Raw genomic sequence first — 23,865 nt, 5'->3', positions numbered from 1 at the left:
GCCGCGGCTGACGATACCGGTGACCCGCTTGGCGGTCAGCGGCACATAGCGCAGCAGCACGCCGGCGTGGATGGTGAAGTAGTCGACGCCCTGCTCGGCCTGTTCGATCAGGGTGTCGCGGAACAGCTCCCAGGTCAGGTCTTCGGCCACGCCGTTGACCTTCTCCAGCGCCTGGTAGATCGGCACGGTGCCGATCGGCACCGGCGAGTTGCGGATGATCCACTCGCGGGTTTCGTGGATGTGCTTGCCGGTGGACAGGTCCATCACAGTATCGGAGCCCCAGCGGATGCCCCAGGTCAGCTTGGCCACTTCTTCCTCGATCGAGGAGCCCAGCGCCGAGTTGCCGATGTTGCCGTTGATCTTCACCAGGAAGTTGCGGCCGATGATCATCGGTTCCAGCTCGGTGTGGTTGATGTTCGCCGGAATAATCGCTCTACCGCGGGCGATTTCCTCGCGGACGAACTCGGCGGTGATCTGCTTGGGCACACTGGCACCGAAGCTCTGGCCGGCGTGCTGCTGCTCGAGCAGACCGGTGGCGCGGGCCTCCTCCAGCTTGAGGTTCTCGCGGATGGCGACGTATTCCATCTCTGGGGTGATGATGCCCTGGCGCGCGTAGTGCATCTGGCTGACGTTCTTGCCGGCCTTGGCCCGGCGCGGATTGCGCACGTGGGCGAAGCGCATCTTGGTCAGCTCGGGATTGACCAGGCGTTCCTGGCCGAAGTGCGAGGACAGGCCGTCGAGCAGCTCGGTGTCGCCACGGTCGTCGATCCAGGCCGAACGCACGTCGCCCAGGCCCTGGCGCACATCGATGGTCACGCTCGGATCGGTGTAGGGGCCGGAGGTGTCGTAGACCAGCACCGGGGCGTTGATCTCGCCGCCGAACTCGGTCGGGGTAATGTCCAGGCTGATCTCGCGCATCGGCACGCGGATGTCCGGGCGCGAGCCCTGCACGTAGATTTTCTGCGAACGCGGAAACGGCTGGATCGACTGCTGATCGACCTGGGCCGACTCGCTCAAAATCGGGCTCAGATTCTTGCTATTGGCCGACACGGAACTCTGACTCATGGTGGACTCCTGAATAGAACGCTGAAGGGCGCTGCGTAAATGAATGAAAAACCTTAACCAGGGCCGCTGCCGCCCCCAGAGCCAGTGGTGCCAGGGCCACTGATCCAGCAATGGCGGGGCCGGCACCTGGCTCCACTGATCGCCCAGGGTTGGTTCTTGGCGACTGGCCAACGCTGGTTAAACTGCGCGCACCTCTCGCTTGACGAGAGTGGCCTCCTCACCTCGGTCCAGCCTGCCGCCTCACGACAAGGCACAACGACCGAGGCCTGAACAACAATAACAATCCCGCCAGACAGCCCCGCGACCTGCTGCTACAGCCGGCCTGCCGCTGTCTGTTGCTATGCGCCCCAGGAGCCGACCAACCACGACAGCCTTAACGACAGACGAGATACCTGCCATGACCGACTTTACGACCCTGAAAGAAATGGGCATCAGCTCCTTCGAACTCATTTCCCGCTTCAGCCTGCGCCGCGAACACGACCGCGACGTGCTCAAGGTCTATTACCTGCGCCCCGTCACCTCGTTGCGCCCGCACAGCCAGAAGTTCACCTTCGCCCGTCCGCGCAACTCGATTCCGGGGCAGAGCCGTCACAGCCAGGCCTGGCAGCAACTGACCGATTGCAGCCCAGTACTGCAGCAGGCCCTCGACGAGCTCAAGCTGCTGACCGGCACCAGCGAGCAACCACTCTCGCCCAAGCAAGAGCTGCTGCAGGATTTGCAGCACCTGGAGAATGTGGTTGAAGCCAAGCTGGCCGAAATCCGTGAAAAAATCGAGCGCCTGAACTGAACCCGCCTCAGGCACTGGCCTGCTTGGTCTGGGACGGCATCAGGCTGGCCATCTTGCGGCCGAACAACTGAGCCAGGGCCCCGGGGTCGCCTGCGGCCTCGTCCAGCGCCTCGACCACGGCCTGCAGGGTCGGCCGGGTCTTGGCCAGCAGCTCGTCGATGTAGAACTCTGGCGCGATGCTCGTGTGCGCCTGGTAACGGCGAAACAGCGCAAGGAGCTGCGGGTCCAGCTTGATCGTCAGCGTATCGGCGGACATCTGATTGACCTCTCAAGGTTTTCGGCAACTACGACCGAGTGGTTAACGTCTGGCACCATCCTTAGCCGCCGCCGCGCCAGACCATAGAGCCAGTTTTCGCCCGAACGTGGCGCCAGCCATCACTGGCCGCATCAGGCGTCGGTAACTGGTCCCTCTCCTGTCTCGGCCACGCCCCTAGAATCACTGGCCATCCCCCGGCCCAGAGGCGACATCCATGACCGACCTGACCATCGAACCCGCCAGCCGTCTGGTTCCTGCCCGGGAATTGTTCGGTATCGACTCCTGCATGCGCGTGCCGGTATTCCTCACGCCGAACGAGCTGGTGCCGGAGATCGACCCGGCCTATCGCTTCAACCCGGAAGTAACCCTGGCGATTCTCGCCGGCTTTACCCGCAATCGCCGGGTGATGCTGCAGGGCCTGCACGGCAGCGGCAAGTCGACCCATATCGAGCAGATCGCGGCGCGGCTGAACTGGCCCTGCACGCGGGTCAACCTGGATGGTCATATCAGCCGTCTGGACCTGATTGGCAAGGACGGCATCGTCCTGCGCGACGGCAAGCAAGTTACCGAGTTTCAGGAAGGCATCCTGCCCTGGGCGCTGCGCCGGCCCATGGCACTGATCTTCGACGAATATGATGCCGGCCGCCCGGATGTGATGTTCGTCATCCAGCGCATCCTCGAGCGCGACGGCAAGCTCAATCTGCTCGACCAGAACCAGCTGATCCACCCGCACCCATGGTTCCGCCTGTTCGCCACCGCCAACACCGTCGGCCTGGGCAACCTGAACGGGCTGTACAACGGCACCCAGGTGCTCAATCAGGCGCAGCTGGACCGCTGGAACATAGTCGCCACCCTGAACTACCTGCCCCAGGCCGAAGAGGTCGCGATAGTCGCCGCGCGGGTGCCGCACCTGCTCGCCCGGCATGGCGAGCCGCTGCTGGAAGCGATGGTGGCGGTGGCCAATCTGACCCGCCAGGGCTTCGCCGCCGGCGACCTGTCGACCCTGATGTCGCCGCGTTGTGTGATTTCCTGGGCGGAGAATATGGAGATCTTCAGCGACCCGGCGCTGGCCTTCCGCCTGTCGTTCCTCAACAAGTGCGATGAGGCTGAACGGCCGATCGTCGCCGAGTACTACCAGCGCTGCTTCGACCAGGAGCTGGGCGAGTCGGCGCTGCCCTTGCTCGCCCTGGCCTGACCCTGCAAGGACACCCACCATGAACCAGCCGCCACGCCGCGAGAAACGCCAGCAACAGCTCGAAGAACTCTGCGCGGCGACTCTCCGAGCACTGTCCGGGGAGCCGCGTGTGCGCTACCGCGGCGGCCGCCTGGACGTGCAGGACCGGCACGTCCCAGTGCGCGCCCCGCACCTGCACCCGGACCCCGAGGTCGATGACTTCCAGGCTTGGCGCGGGGTGACCGACAGCCTGGCGCTGCGCATCAAGCACAGCGATCAGGCGCTGGTTCGCCAAGTCCTGCCGGCGCAGCCCATCGCGCGCCTGGTATTCGAGCTGCTCGAACAGCTGCGCGTCGAGTCGCTGGTGGCCGACAGTCACCCCGGCGTGCGGCGCAATCTGCTGCAACGCTTCGAGCAGTGGAGCCAGCAGTTTCTCGACTCCGGGCAGACCGAAGGTCACGTCGGCCTGCTGCTCTTCACCCTGGCGCAGATGAGCTGGATGCTGCTGTGTGGCGGGCGCGCCGGCGAACAGACCGAAATGCTTATCGAGGCGCCGCGCCTGAGCCTGCTCGGCCATTTCGGCGCGGCCTTCGGCTTGCTGCGCCGCTGCCGCCATACCCAGGCGGAGTTTACCGAGCATGCCCTGCTGATCGCCGCCAAGGCGCAGGAACTGATCGAGCAGCTGGATGCCGAGTTGCTCGGCAACGACGAACGCAAGGTCTCGGAAATCGCCGAGAAAACCCACCTGGCCTTCGCCCTGCTACTGGACGTCGAGCAGGATGGCGAGGGCGACGGCAATACCAGCGGCGCTGCCCAGGGTAATTCGCGCGGTAGCGACAACTCCTTTACTTACCAGGTGTTCAGCCGCGACTACGATTGTCAGCGCAGCGCCGCCAGCCTGGTGCGCCCCGAACTGTTGAAAGAACTGCGGCAACGCCTGGACCGCCGCCTGGCCGGCCAGGGCCTCAACCTGCCGCGCCTGGCCAAACGCCTGGGCGCCCTGCTGGCCGCACCGCGTCGGGATGGCTGGGCCTTCGCCCAGACGGACGGACAGATCGATGCCGGCCGTCTCAGCCGCCTGATCATCAGCCCCGAACAACGCGAAATCTTCCGTCACGAACGCGAACGCCCGCACAGCGATTGCCTGGTCAGCCTGCTGATCGACAACTCCGGCTCCATGCGCAACCACATCGAGAGCGTCGCCCTGCTGGCCGACGCCTTCAGTCGCGCCCTGGAACTGGCTGGCGCGCGCAGTGAAATCCTCGGTTTCACCACCGGCCAATGGAACGGCGGTCGCCCTCTGAAGCGCTGGCGCGGCATGGGCCAGCCAGTCAATCCGGGGCGACTCAACGAGCTTAGCCATCTGGTCTACAAGGATGCCGAAACCTCCTGGCGGCGTGCCCGGCCGAATATCGCCGCGTTGCTCAAGTCCGATCTGTTCCGCGAGGGTATCGACGGCGAAGCACTGCTCTGGGCGCGCCAGCGCCTGCTGCAACGTGACGCGCGGCGGCGCATCCTGATCATCGTCAGCGACGGTTGCCCGATGGACAGCGCCACCCATCAGGCCAACCAACAGGACATCCTCGACCTGCACCTCAAGCAGGTGGCGCGGCAGATCGAGCAGGAGGGCAGCATCGAGCTGTACGCCCTCGGCGTCGGCCTTGACCTGAGCCCCTACTATCGCCACAGCCTGGAACTGGACCTGTCGCGTAGTCTGGACAATGCGGTGTTCGACGAAGTTCTGCAGTTACTGGCTCAGCGCCGCTGAGCCAGCGCCGCCAGCAAACGCCCGCAACCGTGAAAAATCCCCTTCCAGCCCGAACGCCAGCCCGCCGACGCCTGGTGCCAATGGCCGTCCCAGAGCGCTTTTAGCCTATTTTTTTGCCACCTCCGCGCTGGCCCCAGAAACGCCACTGATGTGGTCCTAAACAGCGCCGTACCCTGGGGGGACTATTGAACCCGGTCGAAGGGAAACGACGGGGATGTTTCAGCGAGGCTGACGTCGCGCAGACTACAGCCTCACTGTCGTCGCCCTGAGACACTCATACCCAGACGTGCCGCCGACTTTTTTGCAGACCCGGAAGCTCGTCGCAACAGACCCATCCTGCACTTTCGTAGCCAAAAATAACTACAACGGAGAACGCAGTTATGACACCCCGCAAGCACTTTACCCGTCCCCTGGCCCTGGCTCTGTGCCTGGTTGCCGCCGCCATCAGCAGTGGCCTCCACGCCAAGACCTTCCGCGTCGCCGTGGGCGATGGCGCCGGTGGTACTCAGCATGAGCTCGGCCTCAAGTTCGTCGAGGAGTTCAAGGCCAGAACCGCTGGTAAACACGACGCCAAGCTGTTCCTCAATGGCCAGTTGGGTAGCGAAGAAGACACCGTCAGCAACGCCGCCATGGGCACCCTGGACTTCTCAATTCTGGCGATCAACAACGTCACCCCCTTCTCCCCCTCGGTCGGCGTACTCACCCTGCCCTACATGATCCAGAGCCTGGATGATGCAGTGACCCTGACCCAGAGCAATATCGGCCAGACCATGATCGACAACACCGTGCGCGATGCGGGTGTACGCATCATCGGCTGGGCATACTCGGGCTTCCGTGTGCTGACCAACTCCAAGCGTCCGGTAACCACGATCGAAGACCTCGAGGGCCTGCAGATCCGCGTACCGAAGAACGAGATCATGATCGACACCTACCGCGCCTGGGGCATCAACCCGACGCCAATGGCCTGGTCGGAAACCTTCACCGGCCTGCAACTGAAGGTGGTCGATGGCCAGGACAACCCCTACATCACCGTATCGGCGATGAAATTCGACGAGGTGCAGAAGTACGTCACCAACCTACGCTACCTGTTCTCCATCGAGCCGCTGATCGTCAGCGAGTCGATGTTCCAGGAGCAGTCGCCTGAAATGCAGCAAGCGATACTCGACGCGGGCAAAGCCGCTACCCAACACAGCGCCGAGTGGCTGGTGGAGCAAGAGGGCAAGATCAAGCAGGAGCTGACCGCCAAGGGCATGGTCATCGCCGATCCGGCCAATGGCGAAAAAGAGTGGATCGATCACGCTGTGTCCCAGGTGTGGCCGAAATATTATGAGCAACTGGGGGGCAAAGATAAGCTCAACGATGTGCTCAAGGCGCTGGGGCGCGACGCGATCTAATCCTCTGCACGGGGGCCTAAAACCCCACAGTGCAAGCGTCGGGCGATTGAGCCGCCCGACGCCCTCGACTCAGAACCGCCAGCCCGCCAACCGGCAAAGCCTGGCTATTCGTTCCACGCGGTGAAGTGCTGTGCCCTGGCCCGGGTGCAACGCTTCAGGAGGCGCCCCCATGAAACCGGCCAGCACCCTGTTCAAGATCATAGACAACCTGGAAAACTACATCTGCCGCACGCTGCTGGCACTGTTTGTGGTCATCCTGTTTGCCCAGATCCTCAGCCGTAACCTGTTCAACCATTCGATCTCCTGGAGCGAAGAACTGGTCACTTACATGTTCGTCTGGTTCGCCTTTTTCGGTGCCAGCTACGCGGCCAAGCTGGCAGCCCACAACCGTGTGACCTTCCAGTTCAGGTTCATGCCACGCAAAGTGGCGGTGGGCCTGGAAGCCCTCTCCGACCTGATCTGGGTCGGCTTCAACAGCTACTTCGTCTACCTCAGCGTGATCTTCTTCATGAAGGCCAACGTGTTCTGGAAATCCCAGACCCTGGGCATTCCGATGAAGTACCTGTACCTGATCCTGCCCATCGCCTTCAGCCTGATGACCTTGCGCGTTCTCCAGGTCAATTATTACAAGCTGGTCAAGGGCATCGACATCCGCGACCCGGAAACCGAGGAACTCGACAAGATCATTCACGAGTCCGCACAGCGCGACGACAGCCAACTCCGGGAGCGGGTCCATGGTTGATACCAATATTGTCTATATCCTCTTCGGTTCCTTCCTCCTGCTGTTGCTGATCGGCACGCCGATCAGCATCTCGCTGGCGGTCTCGGCACTGGCCTCGTTCGTCTACCTGGGTGAGAACCCGATCAAGTTCGTGCAGATCGCCTTCACCTCGGTGGGCTCCTTTCCGCTGATGGCACTGCCGGCCTTTATTCTCGCGGGTGCGCTGATGGAGGCAGCGGGTATCTCGAAACGCCTGGTAACCCTGGCGGAGAGTTTCGCCGGGCCGATCACCGGCGGCATGTCCGCTGCCGCCGTGATGGCCTGCCTGTTCTTCGGCGCCATCTCCGGCTCCGGCCCGGCCACCACCGCCGCGGTCGGCATGCTGATGATCCCGGCCATGGTCAAGCGTGGTTACGGCAAGGGGTATGCCTCGGCGGTCACCGCCTCCTCCGGCGGCCTGGGGATCATCATCCCGCCATCGATCCCGATGGTGATCTTCGGCATCTCGGCCATGGGCATGCTGCCGTCATCCGATGCGGTGGAGAAGTACGGCGAATTCGGCTCGGTGTCGATTCCCAAGCTGTTCATCGCCGGGGTCGTGCCCGGGCTGATGCTGGCCGGCGGACTATTGGTGATGAACTACTTCCGCTGCAAAAAGCTGGGTTACACCGGCAGTGGCGAAGGCTGGTCCACGACGAAGATCCGCAAGGCCTTGCGTGATGGCTTCTGGTCGATCCTCGCCCCCTTCGTGATTCTCGGCGGCATCTACACCGGTCTGTTCACCCCGACCGAATCGGCCATCGTGGCGATCTTCTACACCCTGTTCGTCGGCCTGTTCATCCATAAGGAACTGCACATCAAGGAGCTGTTCAAGTCGCTGGAGACCACCACCTGGATCACCGGGCGGGTGTTGGTGATTCTGTTCACCGCCACGGTGTTCGGCCGCCTGCTGGTGGAAAACCAGATTCCGGCCATAGTCGCCGATTCGATGCTCAGCCTGACCGACAATCTTTACTTGATCTGGATATTGATCATCGGATTCCTGCTGTTCGTCGGCATGTTCATGGAAACCCTGGCGGCGATCATGATCCTCACCCCGGTGATTCTGCCGATCGCCTACAGCCTGGGCATCGACCCGGTGCACTTCGGCATTGTGCTGATCTGCTGCCTGAGCATCGGCTTCATGACGCCGCCGATGGGCGAGAACCTGTTCATCGCCTCCGGTATCTCCGGTACGGCAATCGAGGAAATATCGCACAAGGCCCTGCCTTTCGTGGCGATCCTGACCATCGCCACCGTGATCATTGCCTACGTGCCGGCGATCAGCCTGACTCTGCCCGCCCTCTTGGGTTATTGACTGAAGTTTATTTCGTAGATGCTCTCAAGCCTAAACCGTGCGTCCTAGCCAAGTAGGGTGCACGGTCACGGCATCGGCATAGAGAGGGAAACAGTTTTCTGCCATGCAAGGCCAAGACCGTGATCGCCAACAAGCGCTCGAAGGCCAGCGGCTACGCCGGCCTGGATAACGAACTGTTCTACCTGGACAAGACCATGATGGTCTTCGGCGACGCCAAGAAGGTCATCGAGGATATGGTCAAGGCGGTCGACTGACCGCTACTGATTGCCTCTGACCGCAGCTCACTGCATCAGGGTAGGCAGTGTCTAACTGCGATCTGCAGTGTTGCGTATACAAAAGGTGAACATTTGTATACGCGCACACGGTCCAGGAGTTTTCTATCTCGGCAATTTCAGCTGAGAAGGCCCCCGGATCTGCAGCACAAGCACAGCACTTGAAACTAATGAAATCGGAGGGAAATCACGGATTGGCAAAACGTGATTTGCCGATTTTTTAGCGGGCAATATTTCCGTGTTTTGATAGGAAAATCACACGCATAATCTTTGTTACCGATGTATATCAACCCATTGTTTTTAATTGACTTTATACGATCTCGCGGACCCTCAATGCACGAAAAATTGCGCAGCAATGTCGCCGTGATTTGACCCTATTTCATGAATAAATATTGTTTGGGAATTCACCAATCGGCCGCCTGCTTCGATATTGGGCGTATACAAATGTTCACCTTTTTCGTACCTCAGCCCCCATGGCGACCGATATTGCCTGTCGATGCGCCAATTTGAGTGGGCAGAGGGGGAATTCAGGCAAAAAGTGACCCGCTGAGGATCTCAACCCCCGAAATACCGGTATTTGAGACGTTCATGAAAATGCAAACAAATCATTGGGGCACCACAGCCCAGGCAGCACTAGGCCTCCACTCATTACGGCAGGGGTCAAATCACGCCCCGCCGTGCATATAACCAGCCGGAGACAACGACGGACCGTGATTTGAGGTTCGCAACTGCTCGATGAGGAGCGCTGCAAAATCGCCCCAGGCTCAGACCCAAATCACCCTCTCTGGTGCCATAGAAGGGGAAATCACAATTACGGCAAAGCAGTTTTCGGTTAATTCTGAGGCGGCAACCGTGGCTCGCCTGGCTATAGGGCATAAGCACGGCGCTGATGCAGTAGAAAGGAATGCACCAAAACGAAAATCCACCGACATACGCAGTCGGCTATCAATGAGCCGAAAATGATCCGCGAAAATCGGTTCAGCAGGCCCGCAGCCTGTTCGGCGGCCATACCCTGAGTCGCGTCGATGAAAAGATCACCCAGCTGAAGGCGGAAATCGCCAAGAGCAGCATCGAAACGCCCGAACTGAGCAACCGCCTGCTGCGCCCGCTGCAACTGGTCAAAGCCGAGCTGGAAACCGAAACCAGCATCGCCAATATCTACATGCTGCAGACCCAGACAGCAGACGAGCGCCTGCATGACGGCGTATTTGAACTCGAACGCGCCATCCAGGCCGAGGCCGAACGCCAACACAGGTTGCAGCAGGAACAGGCCAAGGTCGCCGCCCAAGCCGCCAGCCAGGGTAACGGGGTCAAAGAAGACCGCGCGCCCTCCCCGACCCCTGCCGCCAGGCCGGTGGCGCCACCAAAACCTGTGGTAGACGTCGCCGCCACTAGCGTATTCAACAAGCTGGGCAATGGCGTTTACCTGGAAAGCCAGCGCGACATCGAACGTTTTATCGACGCGCTAAAGGCCGAGCTGGAAGCGGCGATCAAGCAGGACAAACGGGTCAGGATTCGCTGACCCAGCCGCCAATGCACCTCGTACCGCTGCGCGAGCAGGCTCGACAGGATATGCAATGAATCCCGGCACCATTAAAAACACAGGCCAGCCCTTGCATTTCCTGATGACTACTGAGAACGTTGTCCTGAGTCCTAGGACTAGGGACAACGGGGTTTAATAATCGATGAAAAGTCAAGACATAGGCTTGTTGCTGAAACTGATCGCCCTGCAACGGCAGGAGTCGGAGCGCAGCCACGCAACGCCTGAAAAAGCCTGGCCGCACGACTGGCGCGACTGGGAAGAAGAGGCGGCAGCGCAAGACCCCGCAGTGCAGGGTGAGTTGGCAATCGGCCCAGACCATCACTCGTACTACACCGCCAGAGCGCTGGAACAGCAGACAGGTATCAGCAAGTCGCAAATCAACCTGTCGCTCAACCGCTGCATCGACATCGGCCTGGCTAAAACAGATCGCAAACTGGGTGTACCCAGAGCCAACAGCAAGGCCTTGTTTGATTTCATCGTCTACGGCCTCAAATTCGTGTTCCCAGCCCGGACGGGCGAAATGACCAGAGGCATCGCCACCGCCTTCGCCGCGCCGATCCTGCAAGACAAGCTGCTGAGTGCCGGCGAATACCCGCCGGTCTGGCCCGATGCCCGTGGCAACACCAAGGGCCTGGCCGTCGAACCCTTGTTCAAGACCGCCACCTATGCGGCAAAAAAAGACCCCGAGATGTATGCGCTGCTGGCGTTGGTCGATGCCATACGCCTGGGACACCCGCGCGAAAGCAACCTGGCCACTGCACTGCTCAAAGAACGCCTGGGCGTAACCCAATGACCATTTTCAACACCCAGATAGACATGCTCAAGCTGGTCGCCAAGGCCCTGGGGCCAGAGCTGCGTCAACACATGACCTTTGTCGGCGGCTGCACAACCGGGCTGCTGCTGACCGACGCATTCACCCGCGAGCAGGTGCGCAGCACCGACGATGTAGACCTGATCGTGCACGTCATCGGCTATCAGGCCTTTGCAACCCTGCAGCACCAGCTGGGCCAGCGCGGCTTCAAGGTCAGCGCGGGACAGGACGACGATGACTTCCCCATCTGCGCCATGAAACTCGGCGAGTTGCGCGTCGACTTCATTCCCGATGACGAGCGGGTACTGGGCTTCAGCAACCGCTGGTACAAAGGCGCCGTGGCCAGCGCAACAGCCTGCGTGCTCGACGACGAAACCACCATAAACCTGGTCAACCCCGTCTACTTCATCGCGACCAAGCTGGAAGCCTACAAAGGCCGTGGTCGTGGCGATGCGCTGAGCAGCCGGGATATCGAAGACATCCTCAACCTGGTAGACGGCCGTCCGGAACTGCTGCACGAGATCCACAGTGCATCCGCAGAAATTCGCGCCTACATCAGCCTGGAAATAGCCCGGCTGCTTGGCGACGCCAATTTTGAATATGCCGTAGCCAGCCAGTCCCTTGGCTCGAAGGATCGTGAAGAGCTACTGTTCGAACGCCTCGAAGAACTGGCCAAGGGGCACGCCTGATGCCCATCAGCTGGATGAGTCGCCAGGGCCAACGAACCCGCACCAACAACGACGCCGCGGCAGTCGGCCATAAGGATCACTACCTGCTGGCCATGCTGGTCGACGCCGCCGACAAAGGCAGCAACGGCCAAGGCCTTGCCCAGCACTGGGCGCAAACCATTGTCCGGGCAGCCTTGAGTGGCAACCAGCCGCCGGACATCGCCAGCATTACCCAGCTGATGCGCGAACAGCAGCGCGAGCTGCGGCATCACTACCTGCATGAAATAGCCAGTTACTGCTGCGTACTGATCGATCTGCAGAGCCGCCAGCTGCACATCCTGCATGCAGGCGACTGCCTGGTTGGCACACAACAGGCCAATGGCCGGATCGACTGGCTAACCACCCCACACACCCTGAGTAATCAGCCGCCCTACGCGCAACTGCCACCGGCAACCGAAGCTGCAGAACAGCGGCATCTGCTGACCCGATCCCTCAACGCAAGGAGCTTCTGCGCCCCAGACAGCTACGCGACCGTCCTCGAACCCGCCGCGAGCCTTCTGCTGTGTACCGACGGTTACTGGTACGAACACCTGAAGCAAGGCGTAGATCTGCAGCAGCTGCAAGACGACGCCAGCGTTCTGAGCCTGACACTCGGCGAGCCGACAAACCGGCAACAGACCGATTGCGATAACTTTTTCATCATTGCACCCTCCCCAGCCGACTCACTGCCCCGCTCACAGCAAGCGTCACGGCTAGAGTCGGAGCTGGCCACCACTCCGGTTGACAAGCCGAAACTGCCTTGAAGAGCAAGAAGCGCTATGTGCTCGGCCATAGCCTGCCGGCAGCCACGGCTCAGTGCATCGGCCAAGGTGCTGGAGCACGACTTCCATCTGCATGTGGTCGAGCTGCAAAACACCGGCCCGCTGACCCACATGGCCCTACCCAGTCTGGTGGCCTTCGCCTCCGGCCTGATGGGCCGCCCCGCACAAGGGCAGATGGTGGTACTCGGCGACATGAGCCTGGGCGGCAGCATCACCCCGGTAGAAAGCATCGCCGAATGCCTGCAAGTGGCCTTCGACGCTGGCGGTAAGCGTGTTTGCCTACCGATGAGCAGCGCCATGGACATCCCGACCATTCCGGCAGAGCTGTTCACCAAGTTCCAGACCAGCTTCTATGGCGAGCCGGTGGAAGCCGTGTTCAAGGCGCTCGGGGTTGATTGATGAGCGTTTAAATACTCACCAAAAGCACCATGGCTAAGGCGCCCAGAGGGTCTGAACATATCGAGCGCCGAAGTGAGGCTGCCTCCAGGCGTCAGTAGCACAACACCGCAGCGGGCGTTTGGAAACGACATTCGCCCGCATACTCAGCCGTTTCGCTGATAAACAGTAGCCAGCAGAGGTTTCTCGTTGGCTGGGGATAGGATGACCATCTGCCAGCCTGATTGGGTATTGAGATATCGAGCCGCGTCGTTCGCATGCGCATAGGTTCGGTTTTTATGCTGGAGCACATGCGCCGGTAGCCGGGCTTCTTGATCAGCCTCACGCAGAATTCTGCAGACACGCTGAAAGATCTGATCCGCGCGCCCCGCACGATTAGTTGCGTCGTAGTAGCGCTCAACGGCGTGGTGCGTGACACGCACGCGGCCCAAAACAGGATTTTCTATCTCGGGATAGTCTGGAGGCAAACCATCCCAGCGCACGCATGCAGAAGCCCCTACGCTTGCGCTTGCTGCCCACGCGCAAGCCTTCTCCACCTCAATATCTTTCAAGCCGAAAAGCTGAGTACGCAAAGCATTGGTGAATGAAAAAAGGTGTGCTTTTGAGCTGCTCTCGCGCAGAAGACGCTTAATCGCCCCGCGGGAAACCACTAGTTTGAGGTTTTTGGCGCTGCGCCCCTGCCCTGCAATCTCAATGCTCATCAGGAAATACCAGATGCCGAAGAGCTCTACGTAATCGAGCGCATCGCCACCAAAATCGACCGCAGAATGAACTTCCAGCTTTTGTAAGCAGCGATCATCACCGCTGAACGCCACTTCGTAGCAACCCTCCCCTGGCCCCTTGCTCGTGTGAAACTTCACCACTTTGTAGGTCATAGGTCACCTGAGAACGAAGTGTCGTCAAAGCCAAGCCCCGTACCCAGTTCCATAACGGGATCGTTGTCCGTGTCAAACATGCCTAAATATGGCGCGCTATCGATGGTCAGGATGCCCATCATTGCGTCGAGTATCCCCTGCGCCGGATCGCTTTCACTTGTGAATGGCTCATCCTTCCAGCTGGGGTAACTCGTGCTCGACAATGCAGACATCTGACCGAGCGCAACAGGCAGCACACAATCCCAATCCTCATCACTATGCCCCGTGAGAGCAGGGCCAAAAGCAGAACCTTCCGAAGGGATGTTGCTGCGCGCCATGAATACGGGAGCCTGGCGATTCGTGGAGTGCCTGCGCGTGTAACGCTGCCTGGATGCCCTGCCTGACTGAGCGGGAGAGTCCACTGGCTCTGCAAAGATTGATTCAGCGAACGTCTCTACTGGCCGCAGGCTTGGCTGATTGGCGCTGAGCTGTTTTTCAGGCATTTGTGCCCCGGCTTCACAAGCCCGCAGGCTCGATAAGAAGCGAGTACGCGGCAAAGCATCCGCCGGGCTTTTCAGGTAAGCCAACAACGCTGACTGCAGTCGCAGCAGTCGATTGCGCTGGGCGGAGTCTACAAATAGTAAGTCCAAGGCCGTGAGCCTTGAAAAGGCCTCAAGCGCATCGGCTTTTCGCACCATAAAGGAAGCGGCAAGTGCACTTAAACGGTTTTCGACGCCAGGGCTAAGAACGCTCATTTGATACTCCTCAAGCTGTGTTGTGCTTCCACACAAACACGGCTTTCTGAATATGCAACCAGGCGGGACTCGGCTCCCGTTGAGCGACTGATGCCCCTGAAAGTCACCATCACCAACGCTGATTCAGCCCGGTCGAATGTTCTTCTGGCTCTCATCGACCGTGGGCCAATTACCTGGAACACAACGGCCAAAGCGGCTCCAATCGTAGGCGGCGAGGACGGCTTGCATTTCTAAAATGCCTGTCAGGCTGTGATTTCACACATCACAAGTCATACAGGCAGGTGCATACACATGATCATTGTCGTCGGCTCCAATAAAGGTGGGGTGGGCAAAACAACCCTAGCCTCGAACCTGGCCGTAGCATTTGCATCCAGAGCGCAAAAGGTCGTTCTGGTTGACGCAGATCCTCAGGGGTCTGCCCTCTACTGGGGCGCCATGCGCCAGCAGGAGCGACACTCACCGCAGATCACTGTCGTGCAGCGCCGGGGCAACCTAGTAGATGCCCTAAGGCTACTCGACCAGCAGCACCAAATAGTTCTCGTCGATGTTCCTGGCAGGAACAGCCAGGAACTCATCAGCGCAATGTCAGTTGCGGACACGCTGGTTTCTCCCTTGACCTGCAGCCAACTGGATCTGGAAACACTGCAGGAGCTTGAGGAGCAGGTGCATGCCGTACGGATGCTGAATCCAGATCTGCGCGTACTGCTTTATCAAAGTATGGCCACAACCAACCCTGCCATCCGACAACGCGAGAGAAGTGACTTTTGTCGCTATGTCCGTGACTTTAAGGGTCTTCAGCTGGGTAACTCGATAGGCTTTCAGCGCCTGATATACCGCGACTGTATCTCACAGGGTACAGGTGTAATCGAAAGCGGCAACCCTCATGCCGCTCATGAGATCCAGCAGCTGCTGGGAGAGATCCTGCATGGTTAATCCACCACGCAAATCTGCTCAATTGGCTCCAGACGTGGCCAGGCTTACCCACGCCCTTGCAGACCGAGCCTACCGCGGTTCTGAACAAAAATCAGAATCTGCCATGCGGCCGATAACTGTCAGCTTGCCGATATGGATGATTGTCGAGCTTGAGAATCTGGCGGTAAAAAACAAACGCTCTGGATGCGCAGAACGCTCGGTCAGCGCGCTGATCAGACGCGCAGTCATAGAGTCGGCTGTTCTGACAGGAAAGATCGATTGTGACTTATGACTTATGACTTATGACTTGTGACTTATGAGTTGTGAGTTGTGACATCACAAATCACAACACCACAGGCGTCACGAACACGGCCTCATCAGCACAGCTAAAAACGTACGCTACAAAACATAGTGACTCACTGCGCCTGGCGCCCCCCTTCCGCGGAGGAGAATGTTCTTCTGAGCGGTACTACGAGCTTACAGCTGCGAAAAGGAGAGGCCGATGATAGTGAAGGAAATCACTGCGCCGCTTCTGCCGGGCGTGTCCAGATGGTTGTGGCATCGCTGTCCGAATGGCTCCGGCAAGAGTGTTCGGATCAGCCTGGGATCACTCGTGGGATGGGTGCTCAAGTGGGCACGGAATCCGCAGCATGATCCCGAACCAGCGCTCCTTTAGTGCCGCCCAGCGTTTTGGGCTTCTGGCTCAGGAGACTTGCACTTTTAAAATTCAGAGGAAACTGGAAGCATCCCCACACAGAGCCAGCTCATGACACCTCAAATAAAATTTATGCTCAGCCCCGATCAACAAGCTCACCTCGACGCATGGTCAATTGTTTACGTTGAAGCACACATCAAGCAAAAGCTTGGCACCCCTCTTTCGGAGTTCCTGCGTTCTCCGGGTAAGTATCTGTTCATTGCTTGGTTAGATACCAGCGGGGGATAGTCAGCGAAACACGATTATGAAACAGCGCCAAGATAGACCTCTCTGGCGCTGCAATTAATAGCTCGAATTTGAGCTAATCCGGTATAGCGTGCGTTACCGGTCGGACTCTCTAATCCCCTGCATCCGAACTGATCAACGCACCAGTACCCCCATTTAATCCTTAAACGCGGAACTGACCCAACAGACCGCTCAAATGCTTAGCCACCTGATCCAAGTGTTGGCTTGCGGCGCTCGACTGTTCCGCGACCTGAGCATTGTCATGAGCCAGGCTGGCAGTCTGTGTGATGTTTTGGTTGATGTCGTCCACCACATGCGACTGCTCCAATGTCGCGCTGGCGATAGATACGCCCAGGCCGCTGATGGTGCGTAAGGCCTCGACAATCTGCTGCAAACTGGTACCCGCTTGGCTGGCCTGCTCAACAGTCAGGCGGCAGGCTTGATTGCTATCGTTGATCGCTTTTACCGCGGCCGCAGAGTTGCTCTGCAAACGCTCGATCATTACCTGGATTTCCGCCGTCGACTGTTGCGTACGCTGAGCCAGGAGGCGCACCTCGTCAGCCACCACAGCAAACCCACGACCCTGATCGCCGGCACGGGCTGCCTCGATAGCGGCATTTAACGCCAGCAGATTGGTCTGCTCGGCGATTGAACGGATCACCTCAAGCACACTGCCGATCTGCGTGCTCTCCTCGGCCAGCGACTGCACCACCTCAACCGCCTGGGTAATAGTCGACGACAGTTGATCGATCTGCACCAGGCTGTTTTCAATGTTGCGCTGACTCAATGCTGCCTGCAGCTCGGCGCTGTGGACTTCACTGGCGGAATGCTCGGCGTTCTTCGCCACATCCTGCACGCTGTAGGCCACTTCATTGATGGCCGTGGCGACTTGCTCCATCTGCTGCGACTGCTGACCGCTCTGCTGCTGGGCGGTACCCGCGTTGTCACTCAAACTCCGCGCGGCCTGCTCCAGCGACTGGGCCACACCGAGCATCTCGCCAATCAGATTGCGCATTTTCCCGGTAAAGGCATTGAAGTGCCGGGCCAAGGTACTCAGCTCGTCACGACCGGACACTTGCAATTGATGGGTCAGATCACCCTCACCGCTGGCGATACCAGCCATGGCATCGACGGTCTGCTGCAATGGTTGGGTGATGCTGCGCGCGATCAAACTGATCGCAGCAGACAGCAGCAAGGCAATCAGCAGGCCGATACCAGCCACCTGCAGCAACTCCTGGCGGAACTGTGCCTTGATGTCGTCGAGATAGACCCCAGTGCCGAGAACCCAGCCCCAGGGTTCGAACAGGGCCACATAGGAAATCTTTTCCACAGGCGCATTCTGCCCCGGCTTGGGCCAAAAATAGGCCAGCATTCCGGCCCCTTCATCCCGCGCCATCCGCGCCATCTCTACAGTGATCAGCACGCCATTGCTGTCCTTCAGGCCACTGACATCCTGGCCTTCCATCTTGGGACTAAGCGGGTGCATCAGCATGACCGGCTGCAGGTCATGGATGAAGAAGTATTCGCCACCGGCATAACGTAACCCGCGCACCATCTCCAGTGCCTGCCTCTGGGCCTTTTCGCGGCTAAGCTCGCCGGTCTGCTCCTGGAGATGCAAGTGTTCAAGGATGCCCCGGGTATTCTCCACGGCATTGCGAGTCTGCTGGATCTTGGCGCTGTATAGGTGGCTGTAATTACGCTCCAGCATTAGCACGGCTAGCGCCAGCAACATTGATAGAGCGGCCAGCAGCATCAGCCAAAGACGCTGGCGAATGAGCAGATTGCGCAGACTGTACATGGCCAATTTTCCTGTTGTCATATGCCGACAATCGTCGGGGTCGGCGTTGCGATGCAAAAACGACGAGGGACTGCAACAGCCTGCCGAAGCCCCCCTTATGCGTTTACCGGTGCCGACTCTGCTTAGAAAAACGCTTGCAGGCCGGTCTGAGCTCTGCCGAGGATCAGCGCATGGACGTCGTGGGTGCCTTCGTAGGTATTCACCACTTCCAGGTTGACCAGGTGGCGGGCCACGCCGAACTCGTCGCTGATGCCGTTGCCGCCGAGCATGTCGCGGGCCAGGCGGGCGATGTCCAGCGACTTGCCGCAGCTGTTGCGCTTCATGATTGAGGTGATTTCCACTGCGGCGGTGCCTTCGTCCTTCATCCGGCCCAGACGCAAGCAGCCTTGCAGGGCCAGGGTGATCTCGGTCTGCATGTCGGCCAGCTTCTTCTGGATCAGTTGCGTCTGCGCCAGGGGGCGGCCGAACTGCTTGCGATCCAGGCAGTACTGGCGCGCGGTGTGCCAGCAGTCTTCGGCGGCGCCCAGCGCACCCCAGGCGATGCCGTAGCGGGCAGAGTTGAGGCAGGTGAACGGTCCCTTCAGGCCACGCACATCGGGGAAGGCGTTCTCTTCCGGGCAGAACACGTTGTCCATGACGATTTCGCCGGTGATCGAGGCGCGCAAGCCGACCTTGCCGTGAATCGCCGGGGCGCTCAGGCCCTGCCAGCCTTTTTCCAGGACGAAGCCGCGAATCTCGCCGGCATCGTCCTTGGCCCAGACCACGAATACGTCGGCGATCGGCGAGTTGGTGATCCACATCTTGGCGCCGCTCAGGCGGTAGCCGCCGTCGACCTTCTTGGCGCGGGTGATCATGCTGCCCGGATCGGAGCCATGGTCTGGCTCCGTCAGGCCGAAGCAGCCGATGTATTCGCCGCTGGCCAACTTGGGCAGGTACTTCTGCTTGGTCGCTTCGTTGCCGAACTCAAAGATTGGCACCATCACCAGCGACGACTGCACGCTCATCATCGAGCGGTAGCCGGAGTCGATGCGCTCCACTTCACGAGCGATCAGGCCATAGCACACGTAGTTGAGGCCGCTGCCACCGTAGGCTTCGGGGATGGTTGCACCGAGCAGGCCGGTGTCGCCCATCTCGCGGAAGATCGCAGGATCGGTCTGCTCGTTGCGAAAGGCCAGTTGCACCCGCGGCTTCAGTTTGTCGGCGGCGAACTGTTGGGCGCTGTCGCGCACCATGCGCTCTTCTTCAGTCAGTTGCTGGTCGAGCAGCAGTGGGTCGATCCAGTTGAAGTTTGCCTTGGTCATGGGTGTTTCTCCAAATTCAGGGGTGGTAATGCTCTATCTATTCAGTCGAGTCGTTCGATGATGCAGGCGATGCCCTGGCCGAGGCCGATGCACAGACTGACCAGGGCATAACGGCCGCCCGTGCGTTCAAGCTGGCGCACCGCGCTGTATGCCAGACGCGCACCCGATGCCCCAAGGGGGTGACCAATCGCAATGGCTCCGCCGTTGGGGTTCAGGCGCGGGTCATCGAAGGCCAAGCCGAGCTGCTTGGCGCAACCGAGCACCTGCGCGGCAAAGGCCTCGTTGATTTCGATCAGATCCATGTCGGCCAGGCTCAGCTTGGCGCGTTGCAGTGCCTTGGCAATCGCCGGCACCGGGCCGAGCCCCATCAGGCGCGGTTCAACGCCGGCAATGGCTCCGGCCAGGATGCGCGCGCGTGGCTTCAGGCCGTACTGCTCGCCAATGGTGCGCGAACCGATCAGCAGAGCGGCGGCACCGTCATTCACCCCCGAGGCGTTGCCGGCGGTGACCACACCACCGTCGAACAGCGGGCGCAGACGCGCCAGGCTGGCGAAATCACTCTCGGGGCGCGGGTGTTCGTCGCGCTCGACAATTTTTGGCGGTTGCTTGCGGCCTTGCACCACCTCGATGGGCAGGATTTCGCCAGCATGGAAACCGTCCTGCAGCGCCACCTCGAACAGCGCCTGGCTGCGCGCGGCGTAGGTATCGGCCTGCTCGCGGCTGATGCCCAGCTCGCGCGCGACGTTATCGGCGGTCTCCGGCATCGAGTCCGTACCGAATTCGGATTCCACCTGCGGATTGGGGAAGCGCGCACCGATGGTGCTGTCGAAGGCACGGAAATCGCGCGAGTAGGCGCTTTCCGCCTTTGCGATCACGAAAGGCGCGCGGCTCATGCTCTCGGCACCACCGGCGATAAACAGCTCGCCTTCACCGCAGCGCACGGCACGGGCAGCATCCAGCACGGCTGCCAGCCCCGAACCACACAGACGGTTGACGGTCAGGCCGCCGACGGCAGGCGGCAGCCCCGCCAGCAGGGCCGCATGGCGGCCCAGGTTGCGCGCATCCTCACCGGCCTGGTTGGTGCAGCCGGCGATCAGGTCTTCGTACTCTTCTGCGGCGAACGGGTTACGTGCCACCAGGGCACGCACCACGCTGGCCAGCAGATCGTCGGGGCGCACACTGGCCAGGGCACCGGCGTGGCGGCCAAAGGGCGAACGCAGGCCATCGTAGATGTAGGCAGTCATGCTTATTCCTCGGGAGTGGTCAGGGGCAGGCCGAGCTGTACGCGGCGACGCAGCCAGGGGCTGAGCCGGTAGCGCGGCTCCTGATAGAGGTCGTGCAATTCATGCAGGATCTGCTCGATCTTCGTCGCCCCATAGTGGTCACCGAAGCCCAGCGGGCCATGGGGATAACCCAGCGCCAGCTGCACCGCACGATCGAGAGTGGCGGGATCGGCGATACGCCGCTGAGCGATTTCGCAGCCTAGGTTGACGATACTGGCCAGCACCCGCTGGGCGATGAAACCGGGCGAATCGTTGATCACTTCCACCGGCACACCATCGGCACCCAGCGCCTGCCGCGCCTGCGCCAACACGGCGGCATCCAGCCCCGGCTGACGCATCAGCACTCGGCGCAGGTCGAAACCGGCAAAGGTTTCCAGGGCCAGGCTGCGGGCGACCGGCAGTTGCCGGCGGGCGATTACACTGCTGGCATCTTCACCCAACGGTGTGACCAGACAGATGGCGTTCGCGCTGGGCTGTTCACCCTGCTCCAGCAGCGCACCGGCACTCGCCAACACGGCGGCGACCTTGTCGCGCATCGCACCATCCCCGCAGTCCAGCCAGAACGGCCGATCGATGGCCACCGCTGGCACTGCTGGCTGAGTTCCCTCGACCGCACGCCCGTTCTGGTAGCGATAGAAGCCCTGCCCGGTCTTGCGCCCCAGTAGGCCGGCTGCCAGGCGCACGGGCACCAGCGCCGAAGGGGTGTAGCGCGGATCCTGGTAGAACTGGTCGTGAAGCGACTCCATCACTGCATGGGAGATGTCCAGGCCAACCAGGTCGAACAGCTCGAACGGGCCCATGCGAAAGCCCAGGCTGTCCTTGAGAATGCGGTCGATCTGCGCCGGCGTGGCTATACCTTCGGCGAGGATGCGCAGCGCTTCCGGGCCATAGGCGCGGCCGGCGTGATTGACCAAAAAGCCCGGCGAATCCGGGGTCACCGCGGCGAAGTGCCCGGCCTGTTCGGCCAGTGCCGAGAGCCGCTCGATCACCTGCGAATCGGTGCGCTCACCACGCACCACCTCGACTATCTTCATCAGCGTGACCGGGTTGAAGAAGTGAAAGCCGGCAACCCGCTCTGGATGCTCGCAGGCGCTGGCAATCTTAGTGATCGACAGCGACGAGGTGTTGCTGGCCAGCACAGCGTCGCTGCCAACCAGTTTTTCCAGTTCACGGAACAGGTTCTGCTTGGCGTCCAGACTCTCGACAATGGCCTCGATCAGCAGATCGCACCCGGCCAGATCCTGTAGCTGGGGTGCCGCCCGCATGCGCGCCAGCGTGCCGGCCAGCGCCTCGGCACTGAGCTTGCCCTTGGCCGCCGCACGCTCCAGCAACTCGCGGTTCTGCACCAGGGCCTGCTCGATGGCTTCGCTGCGACTGTCATGCAGCAGCACCTCGACGCCGGCGCTGGCGAACAACTGGGCGATACCGCGCCCCATGGCACCACTGCCAATCACACCGATCTGTTTGAATGCGCTCATGACAGTGCCTGCTCCAGTTCCGGTACGGCCTCGAACAGATCCGCCACCAGGCCGTAATCGGCGACCTGGAAGATCGGTGCTTCTTCATCCTTGTTGATCGCAACGATCACCTTGGAGTCCTTCATGCCGGCCAGGTGCTGGATCGCGCCGGAGATACCGACGGCGATGTACAGCTGCGGCGCGACGATCTTGCCAGTCTGACCGACCTGCATATCGTTGGGCACGAAACCGGCGTCGACCGCGGCGCGCGAGGCACCGACTGCCGCGCCGAGCTTGTCGGCCAGGGCATAGAGGTGCTTGAAGTTGTCGCCGTTCTGCATGCCACGGCCGCCGGCCACGACGATCTTGGCAGCAGTCAGCTCCGGACGATCGGACTTGGCCAGCTCTTCACCGACGAACGCCGACTTACCGGCGTCGCCGCCAATAGTTACAGCTTCAACGACAGCGGAACCGCCTTCGGCAGCCACTGGGTCGAATCCGGTGGCACGCACGGTGATCACTTTAACGGCAGCGGAAGACTGCACGGTAGCGATGGCGTTGCCGGCATAAATCGGCCGCTTGAAGGTATCGGCGCTTTCCACGGCGATGATTTCGGAGATCTGATAGACGTCCAGCTGAGCGGCGACGCGCGGCAGGATGTTTTTGCCGTTGCTGGTGGCGGCAGCCAGGATGTGGCTGTAACCCTTACCCAACTCGGCTGCCAGGGGGGCAACGTTTTCCGGCAGCTGATGGGCGAAGGCGGCGTTGTCGGCGACTAGGACCTTGGCCACGCCGGCGACTTTGCCAGCGGCGTCAGCCACTGCGCCACAACCGCTACCGGCCACCAGCACATGGATATCACCACCAATGGCTAGCGCCGCGGCAATGGTATTCAGGGTGGCAGGCGCCAGGGCCGCGTTGGTGTGTTCTGCAACAACCAGGATAGTCATTAGATTACCTTCGCTTCGTTCTTCAGTTTCTCGATCAGTTCCGCCACCGACTTGACCTTGATGCCGGCGCTGCGGGTAGCAGGCGCTTCGACTTTCAGGGTCTTCACGGTGGAAGTGGTGGCAACGCCCAGGGCTTCAGGGGTGACCACTTCCAGCGGCTTCTTCTTGGCCTTCATGATGTTCGGCAGAGAGGCGTAGCGCGGCTCGTTCAAACGCAGGTCGGTGGTGACGATCGCCGGCAGATTCAACGCCACGGCCTGCAGGCCACCATCGACTTCGCGAGTCACGTTGACCTTGTCGCCAGCCACTTCGACCTTGGAGGCGAAGGTGCCTTGCGCATAACCGCTCAGCGCCGCCAGCATCTGGCCGGTCTGGTTGTTGTCGCTGTCGATCGCCTGCTTGCCAAGGATCACCAGCTGCGGCTGCTCCTTGTCGACCACCGCCTTGAGCAGCTTGGCCACCGCCAGGGAATTCAGCTCGTCATTCGACTCGACCAGAATGGCGCGATCAGCACCCAACGCCAGAGCGGTACGCAGCTGCTCTTGAGCGGCAGTCGGACCAATCGACACCACGACGATTTCG

General features: G+C 60.6%; 24 protein-coding genes and 1 pseudogene. 14 read left to right on the top strand and 11 right to left on the bottom strand.

Annotated features, from left to right (window positions below):
- Positions 1 to 1,065: phosphomethylpyrimidine synthase ThiC (locus R3355_RS23300; RefSeq protein ID WP_318963492.1), on the bottom strand; the 1,065-nt coding region annotated here is incomplete at its 3' end.
- Between the two features lie 397 nt (positions 1,066 to 1,462).
- Here R3355_RS23300 and R3355_RS23295 point away from each other — a divergent pair.
- Positions 1,463 to 1,852: a DUF3461 family protein gene (locus R3355_RS23295; protein ID WP_318963491.1), complete on the top strand. Its 390-nt coding sequence runs from the start codon at positions 1,463 to 1,465 to the stop codon at positions 1,850 to 1,852.
- A 7-nt stretch (positions 1,853 to 1,859) separates the two neighbouring features.
- Here the strand turns inward: R3355_RS23295 and R3355_RS23290 are convergent, their stop codons facing one another.
- Complete coding sequence (locus R3355_RS23290) at positions 1,860 to 2,108, bottom strand: hypothetical protein (RefSeq protein WP_318963490.1); 249 nt, start codon at positions 2,106 to 2,108, stop codon at positions 1,860 to 1,862.
- A 214-nt stretch (positions 2,109 to 2,322) separates the two neighbouring features.
- On the opposite strand from R3355_RS23290, the gene R3355_RS23285 reads away from it, so the two are divergent.
- The 6 genes and pseudogenes from R3355_RS23285 to R3355_RS23260 form a co-directional block, all read left to right on the top strand.
- A complete protein-coding gene (locus tag R3355_RS23285; RefSeq protein ID WP_318963489.1) occupies positions 2,323 to 3,303 on the top strand; it encodes a MoxR family ATPase in 981 nt (326 codons plus the stop codon).
- Between the two features lie 19 nt (positions 3,304 to 3,322).
- Positions 3,323 to 5,050, top strand: coding sequence for a cobaltochelatase CobT-related protein (locus tag R3355_RS23280; protein ID WP_318963488.1), 1,728 nt, complete (start codon positions 3,323 to 3,325; stop codon positions 5,048 to 5,050).
- 380 nt (positions 5,051 to 5,430) lie between these two features.
- Positions 5,431 to 6,444: a TRAP transporter substrate-binding protein gene (locus R3355_RS23275; protein ID WP_318963487.1), complete on the top strand. Its 1,014-nt coding sequence runs from the start codon at positions 5,431 to 5,433 to the stop codon at positions 6,442 to 6,444.
- A 169-nt stretch (positions 6,445 to 6,613) separates the two neighbouring features.
- Positions 6,614 to 7,186, top strand: coding sequence for a TRAP transporter small permease (locus tag R3355_RS23270; RefSeq protein ID WP_318963486.1), 573 nt, complete (start codon positions 6,614 to 6,616; stop codon positions 7,184 to 7,186).
- Entirely contained in the window at positions 7,179 to 8,522 is a 1,344-nt protein-coding gene (locus R3355_RS23265; RefSeq protein WP_318963485.1) for a TRAP transporter large permease, read from the top strand. The genes R3355_RS23270 and R3355_RS23265 overlap by 8 nt, the downstream gene beginning before the upstream one ends.
- Before the next feature lie 107 nt (positions 8,523 to 8,629).
- Positions 8,630 to 8,776, top strand: a pseudogene (locus R3355_RS23260) (NAD(P)(+) transhydrogenase (Re/Si-specific) subunit beta); the annotation flags it as partial.
- A gap of 883 nt (positions 8,777 to 9,659) precedes the next feature.
- Here the strand turns inward: R3355_RS23260 and R3355_RS23255 are convergent.
- Positions 9,660 to 9,992, bottom strand: coding sequence for a hypothetical protein (locus tag R3355_RS23255; RefSeq protein WP_318963483.1), 333 nt, complete (start codon positions 9,990 to 9,992; stop codon positions 9,660 to 9,662).
- On the opposite strand from R3355_RS23255, the gene R3355_RS23250 reads away from it, so the two are divergent.
- The 5 genes from R3355_RS23250 to R3355_RS23230 all read left to right on the top strand — a co-directional run bounded on the left by R3355_RS23250 (position 9,957) and on the right by R3355_RS23230 (position 13,036).
- Positions 9,957 to 10,316, top strand: coding sequence for a hypothetical protein (locus R3355_RS23250; protein ID WP_318963482.1), 360 nt, complete (start codon positions 9,957 to 9,959; stop codon positions 10,314 to 10,316). The two genes, R3355_RS23255 and R3355_RS23250, sit on opposite strands and share 36 nt — an antisense overlap.
- Before the next feature lie 163 nt (positions 10,317 to 10,479).
- Complete coding sequence (locus R3355_RS23245; protein WP_318963481.1) at positions 10,480 to 11,130, top strand: hypothetical protein; 651 nt, start codon at positions 10,480 to 10,482, stop codon at positions 11,128 to 11,130.
- The gene (locus R3355_RS23240) at positions 11,127 to 11,837 is read left to right on the top strand and encodes a hypothetical protein (protein WP_318963480.1); all 711 of its coding nucleotides are present in this window, start codon (positions 11,127 to 11,129) and stop codon (positions 11,835 to 11,837) included. The genes R3355_RS23245 and R3355_RS23240 overlap by 4 nt, the downstream gene beginning before the upstream one ends.
- Positions 11,837 to 12,619 carry a protein phosphatase 2C domain-containing protein gene (locus R3355_RS23235; RefSeq protein ID WP_318963479.1) on the top strand — a complete coding sequence of 261 codons (783 nt, stop codon included), beginning with the start codon at positions 11,837 to 11,839 and terminating at the stop codon, positions 12,617 to 12,619. The genes R3355_RS23240 and R3355_RS23235 overlap by 1 nt, the downstream gene beginning before the upstream one ends.
- A 27-nt stretch (positions 12,620 to 12,646) precedes the next feature.
- The gene (locus R3355_RS23230) at positions 12,647 to 13,036 is read left to right on the top strand and encodes a S16 family serine protease (protein WP_413243560.1); all 390 of its coding nucleotides are present in this window, start codon (positions 12,647 to 12,649) and stop codon (positions 13,034 to 13,036) included.
- A gap of 143 nt (positions 13,037 to 13,179) precedes the next feature.
- On the opposite strand, the gene R3355_RS23225 is transcribed toward R3355_RS23230, so the two are convergent.
- Together R3355_RS23225 and R3355_RS23220 are read right to left on the bottom strand one after the other, a co-directional pair.
- Entirely contained in the window at positions 13,180 to 13,908 is a 729-nt protein-coding gene (locus tag R3355_RS23225; protein WP_318963478.1) for a hypothetical protein, read from the bottom strand.
- Positions 13,905 to 14,642 (bottom strand): hypothetical protein, encoded by a 738-nt coding sequence (locus R3355_RS23220; protein WP_318963477.1) that lies wholly within the window; start codon positions 14,640 to 14,642, stop codon positions 13,905 to 13,907. The genes R3355_RS23225 and R3355_RS23220 overlap by 4 nt, the downstream gene beginning before the upstream one ends.
- Before the next feature lie 291 nt (positions 14,643 to 14,933).
- Here R3355_RS23220 and R3355_RS23215 point away from each other — a divergent pair, with 291 nt between their 5' ends.
- Together R3355_RS23215 and R3355_RS23210 are read left to right on the top strand one after the other, a co-directional pair.
- The gene (locus tag R3355_RS23215) at positions 14,934 to 15,575 is read left to right on the top strand and encodes a ParA family protein (protein ID WP_318963476.1); all 642 of its coding nucleotides are present in this window, start codon (positions 14,934 to 14,936) and stop codon (positions 15,573 to 15,575) included.
- The gene (locus R3355_RS23210; protein WP_318963475.1) at positions 15,568 to 15,846 is read left to right on the top strand and encodes a hypothetical protein; all 279 of its coding nucleotides are present in this window, start codon (positions 15,568 to 15,570) and stop codon (positions 15,844 to 15,846) included. The genes R3355_RS23215 and R3355_RS23210 overlap by 8 nt, the downstream gene beginning before the upstream one ends.
- 811 nt (positions 15,847 to 16,657) lie before the next feature.
- On the opposite strand, the gene R3355_RS23205 is transcribed toward R3355_RS23210, so the two are convergent.
- The 6 genes from R3355_RS23205 to R3355_RS23180 all read right to left on the bottom strand — a co-directional run.
- Positions 16,658 to 18,292 (bottom strand): methyl-accepting chemotaxis protein, encoded by a 1,635-nt coding sequence (locus R3355_RS23205; protein ID WP_318963474.1) that lies wholly within the window; start codon positions 18,290 to 18,292, stop codon positions 16,658 to 16,660.
- Positions 18,293 to 18,414: 122 nt separating this feature from the next.
- Positions 18,415 to 19,593, bottom strand: a complete 1,179-nt coding sequence (locus tag R3355_RS23200; protein WP_318963473.1) for an acyl-CoA dehydrogenase — start codon at positions 19,591 to 19,593, stop codon at positions 18,415 to 18,417.
- A gap of 41 nt (positions 19,594 to 19,634) precedes the next feature.
- Positions 19,635 to 20,837: a 3-oxoadipyl-CoA thiolase gene (locus R3355_RS23195; RefSeq protein ID WP_318963471.1), complete on the bottom strand. Its 1,203-nt coding sequence runs from the start codon at positions 20,835 to 20,837 to the stop codon at positions 19,635 to 19,637.
- A 2-nt stretch (positions 20,838 to 20,839) separates the two neighbouring features.
- Positions 20,840 to 22,354 (bottom strand): 3-hydroxyacyl-CoA dehydrogenase, encoded by a 1,515-nt coding sequence (locus R3355_RS23190; protein WP_318963469.1) that lies wholly within the window; start codon positions 22,352 to 22,354, stop codon positions 20,840 to 20,842.
- Positions 22,351 to 23,283, bottom strand: coding sequence for an electron transfer flavoprotein subunit alpha/FixB family protein (locus tag R3355_RS23185; RefSeq protein ID WP_318963468.1), 933 nt, complete (start codon positions 23,281 to 23,283; stop codon positions 22,351 to 22,353). The genes R3355_RS23190 and R3355_RS23185 overlap by 4 nt, the downstream gene beginning before the upstream one ends.
- Positions 23,283 to 23,865 (bottom strand): electron transfer flavoprotein subunit beta/FixA family protein (locus tag R3355_RS23180; RefSeq protein ID WP_318963467.1); only part of this gene is annotated, 583 nt, incomplete at its 5' end. The genes R3355_RS23185 and R3355_RS23180, both read right to left, overlap by 1 nt.

Origin of the sequence: Pseudomonas sp. (assembly GCF_033723075.1) — a bacterium.
Taxonomy (GTDB): Bacteria; Pseudomonadota; Gammaproteobacteria; order Pseudomonadales; family Pseudomonadaceae; genus Aquipseudomonas.
This window is presented reverse-complemented; position numbering and strand designations above follow the sequence as displayed.

Coding starts and splice junctions, on each gene's coding strand:
- R3355_RS23265 (WP_318963485.1), top strand. CDS start 7,179: ATGGTTGATACCAATATTGTCTATATCCTCTTCGGTTCCTTCCTCCTG.
- R3355_RS23270 (WP_318963486.1), top strand. CDS start 6,614: ATGAAACCGGCCAGCACCCTGTTCAAGATCATAGACAACCTGGAAAAC.
- R3355_RS23250 (WP_318963482.1), top strand. CDS start 9,957: ATGCTGCAGACCCAGACAGCAGACGAGCGCCTGCATGACGGCGTATTT.
- R3355_RS23215 (WP_318963476.1), top strand. CDS start 14,934: ATGATCATTGTCGTCGGCTCCAATAAAGGTGGGGTGGGCAAAACAACC.
- R3355_RS23185 (WP_318963468.1), bottom strand. CDS start 23,283: ATGACTATCCTGGTTGTTGCAGAACACACCAACGCGGCCCTGGCGCCT.
- R3355_RS23255 (WP_318963483.1), bottom strand. CDS start 9,992: ATGCAGGCGCTCGTCTGCTGTCTGGGTCTGCAGCATGTAGATATTGGC.
- R3355_RS23235 (WP_318963479.1), top strand. CDS start 11,837: ATGCCCATCAGCTGGATGAGTCGCCAGGGCCAACGAACCCGCACCAAC.
- R3355_RS23200 (WP_318963473.1), bottom strand. CDS start 19,593: ATGACCAAGGCAAACTTCAACTGGATCGACCCACTGCTGCTCGACCAG.
- R3355_RS23190 (WP_318963469.1), bottom strand. CDS start 22,354: ATGAGCGCATTCAAACAGATCGGTGTGATTGGCAGTGGTGCCATGGGG.
- R3355_RS23245 (WP_318963481.1), top strand. CDS start 10,480: ATGAAAAGTCAAGACATAGGCTTGTTGCTGAAACTGATCGCCCTGCAA.
- R3355_RS23225 (WP_318963478.1), bottom strand. CDS start 13,908: ATGACCTACAAAGTGGTGAAGTTTCACACGAGCAAGGGGCCAGGGGAG.
- R3355_RS23210 (WP_318963475.1), top strand. CDS start 15,568: ATGGTTAATCCACCACGCAAATCTGCTCAATTGGCTCCAGACGTGGCC.
- R3355_RS23285 (WP_318963489.1), top strand. CDS start 2,323: ATGACCGACCTGACCATCGAACCCGCCAGCCGTCTGGTTCCTGCCCGG.
- R3355_RS23280 (WP_318963488.1), top strand. CDS start 3,323: ATGAACCAGCCGCCACGCCGCGAGAAACGCCAGCAACAGCTCGAAGAA.
- R3355_RS23240 (WP_318963480.1), top strand. CDS start 11,127: ATGACCATTTTCAACACCCAGATAGACATGCTCAAGCTGGTCGCCAAG.
- R3355_RS23220 (WP_318963477.1), bottom strand. CDS start 14,642: ATGAGCGTTCTTAGCCCTGGCGTCGAAAACCGTTTAAGTGCACTTGCC.
- R3355_RS23205 (WP_318963474.1), bottom strand. CDS start 18,292: ATGTACAGTCTGCGCAATCTGCTCATTCGCCAGCGTCTTTGGCTGATG.
- R3355_RS23195 (WP_318963471.1), bottom strand. CDS start 20,837: ATGACTGCCTACATCTACGATGGCCTGCGTTCGCCCTTTGGCCGCCAC.
- R3355_RS23295 (WP_318963491.1), top strand. CDS start 1,463: ATGACCGACTTTACGACCCTGAAAGAAATGGGCATCAGCTCCTTCGAA.
- R3355_RS23275 (WP_318963487.1), top strand. CDS start 5,431: ATGACACCCCGCAAGCACTTTACCCGTCCCCTGGCCCTGGCTCTGTGC.
- R3355_RS23290 (WP_318963490.1), bottom strand. CDS start 2,108: ATGTCCGCCGATACGCTGACGATCAAGCTGGACCCGCAGCTCCTTGCG.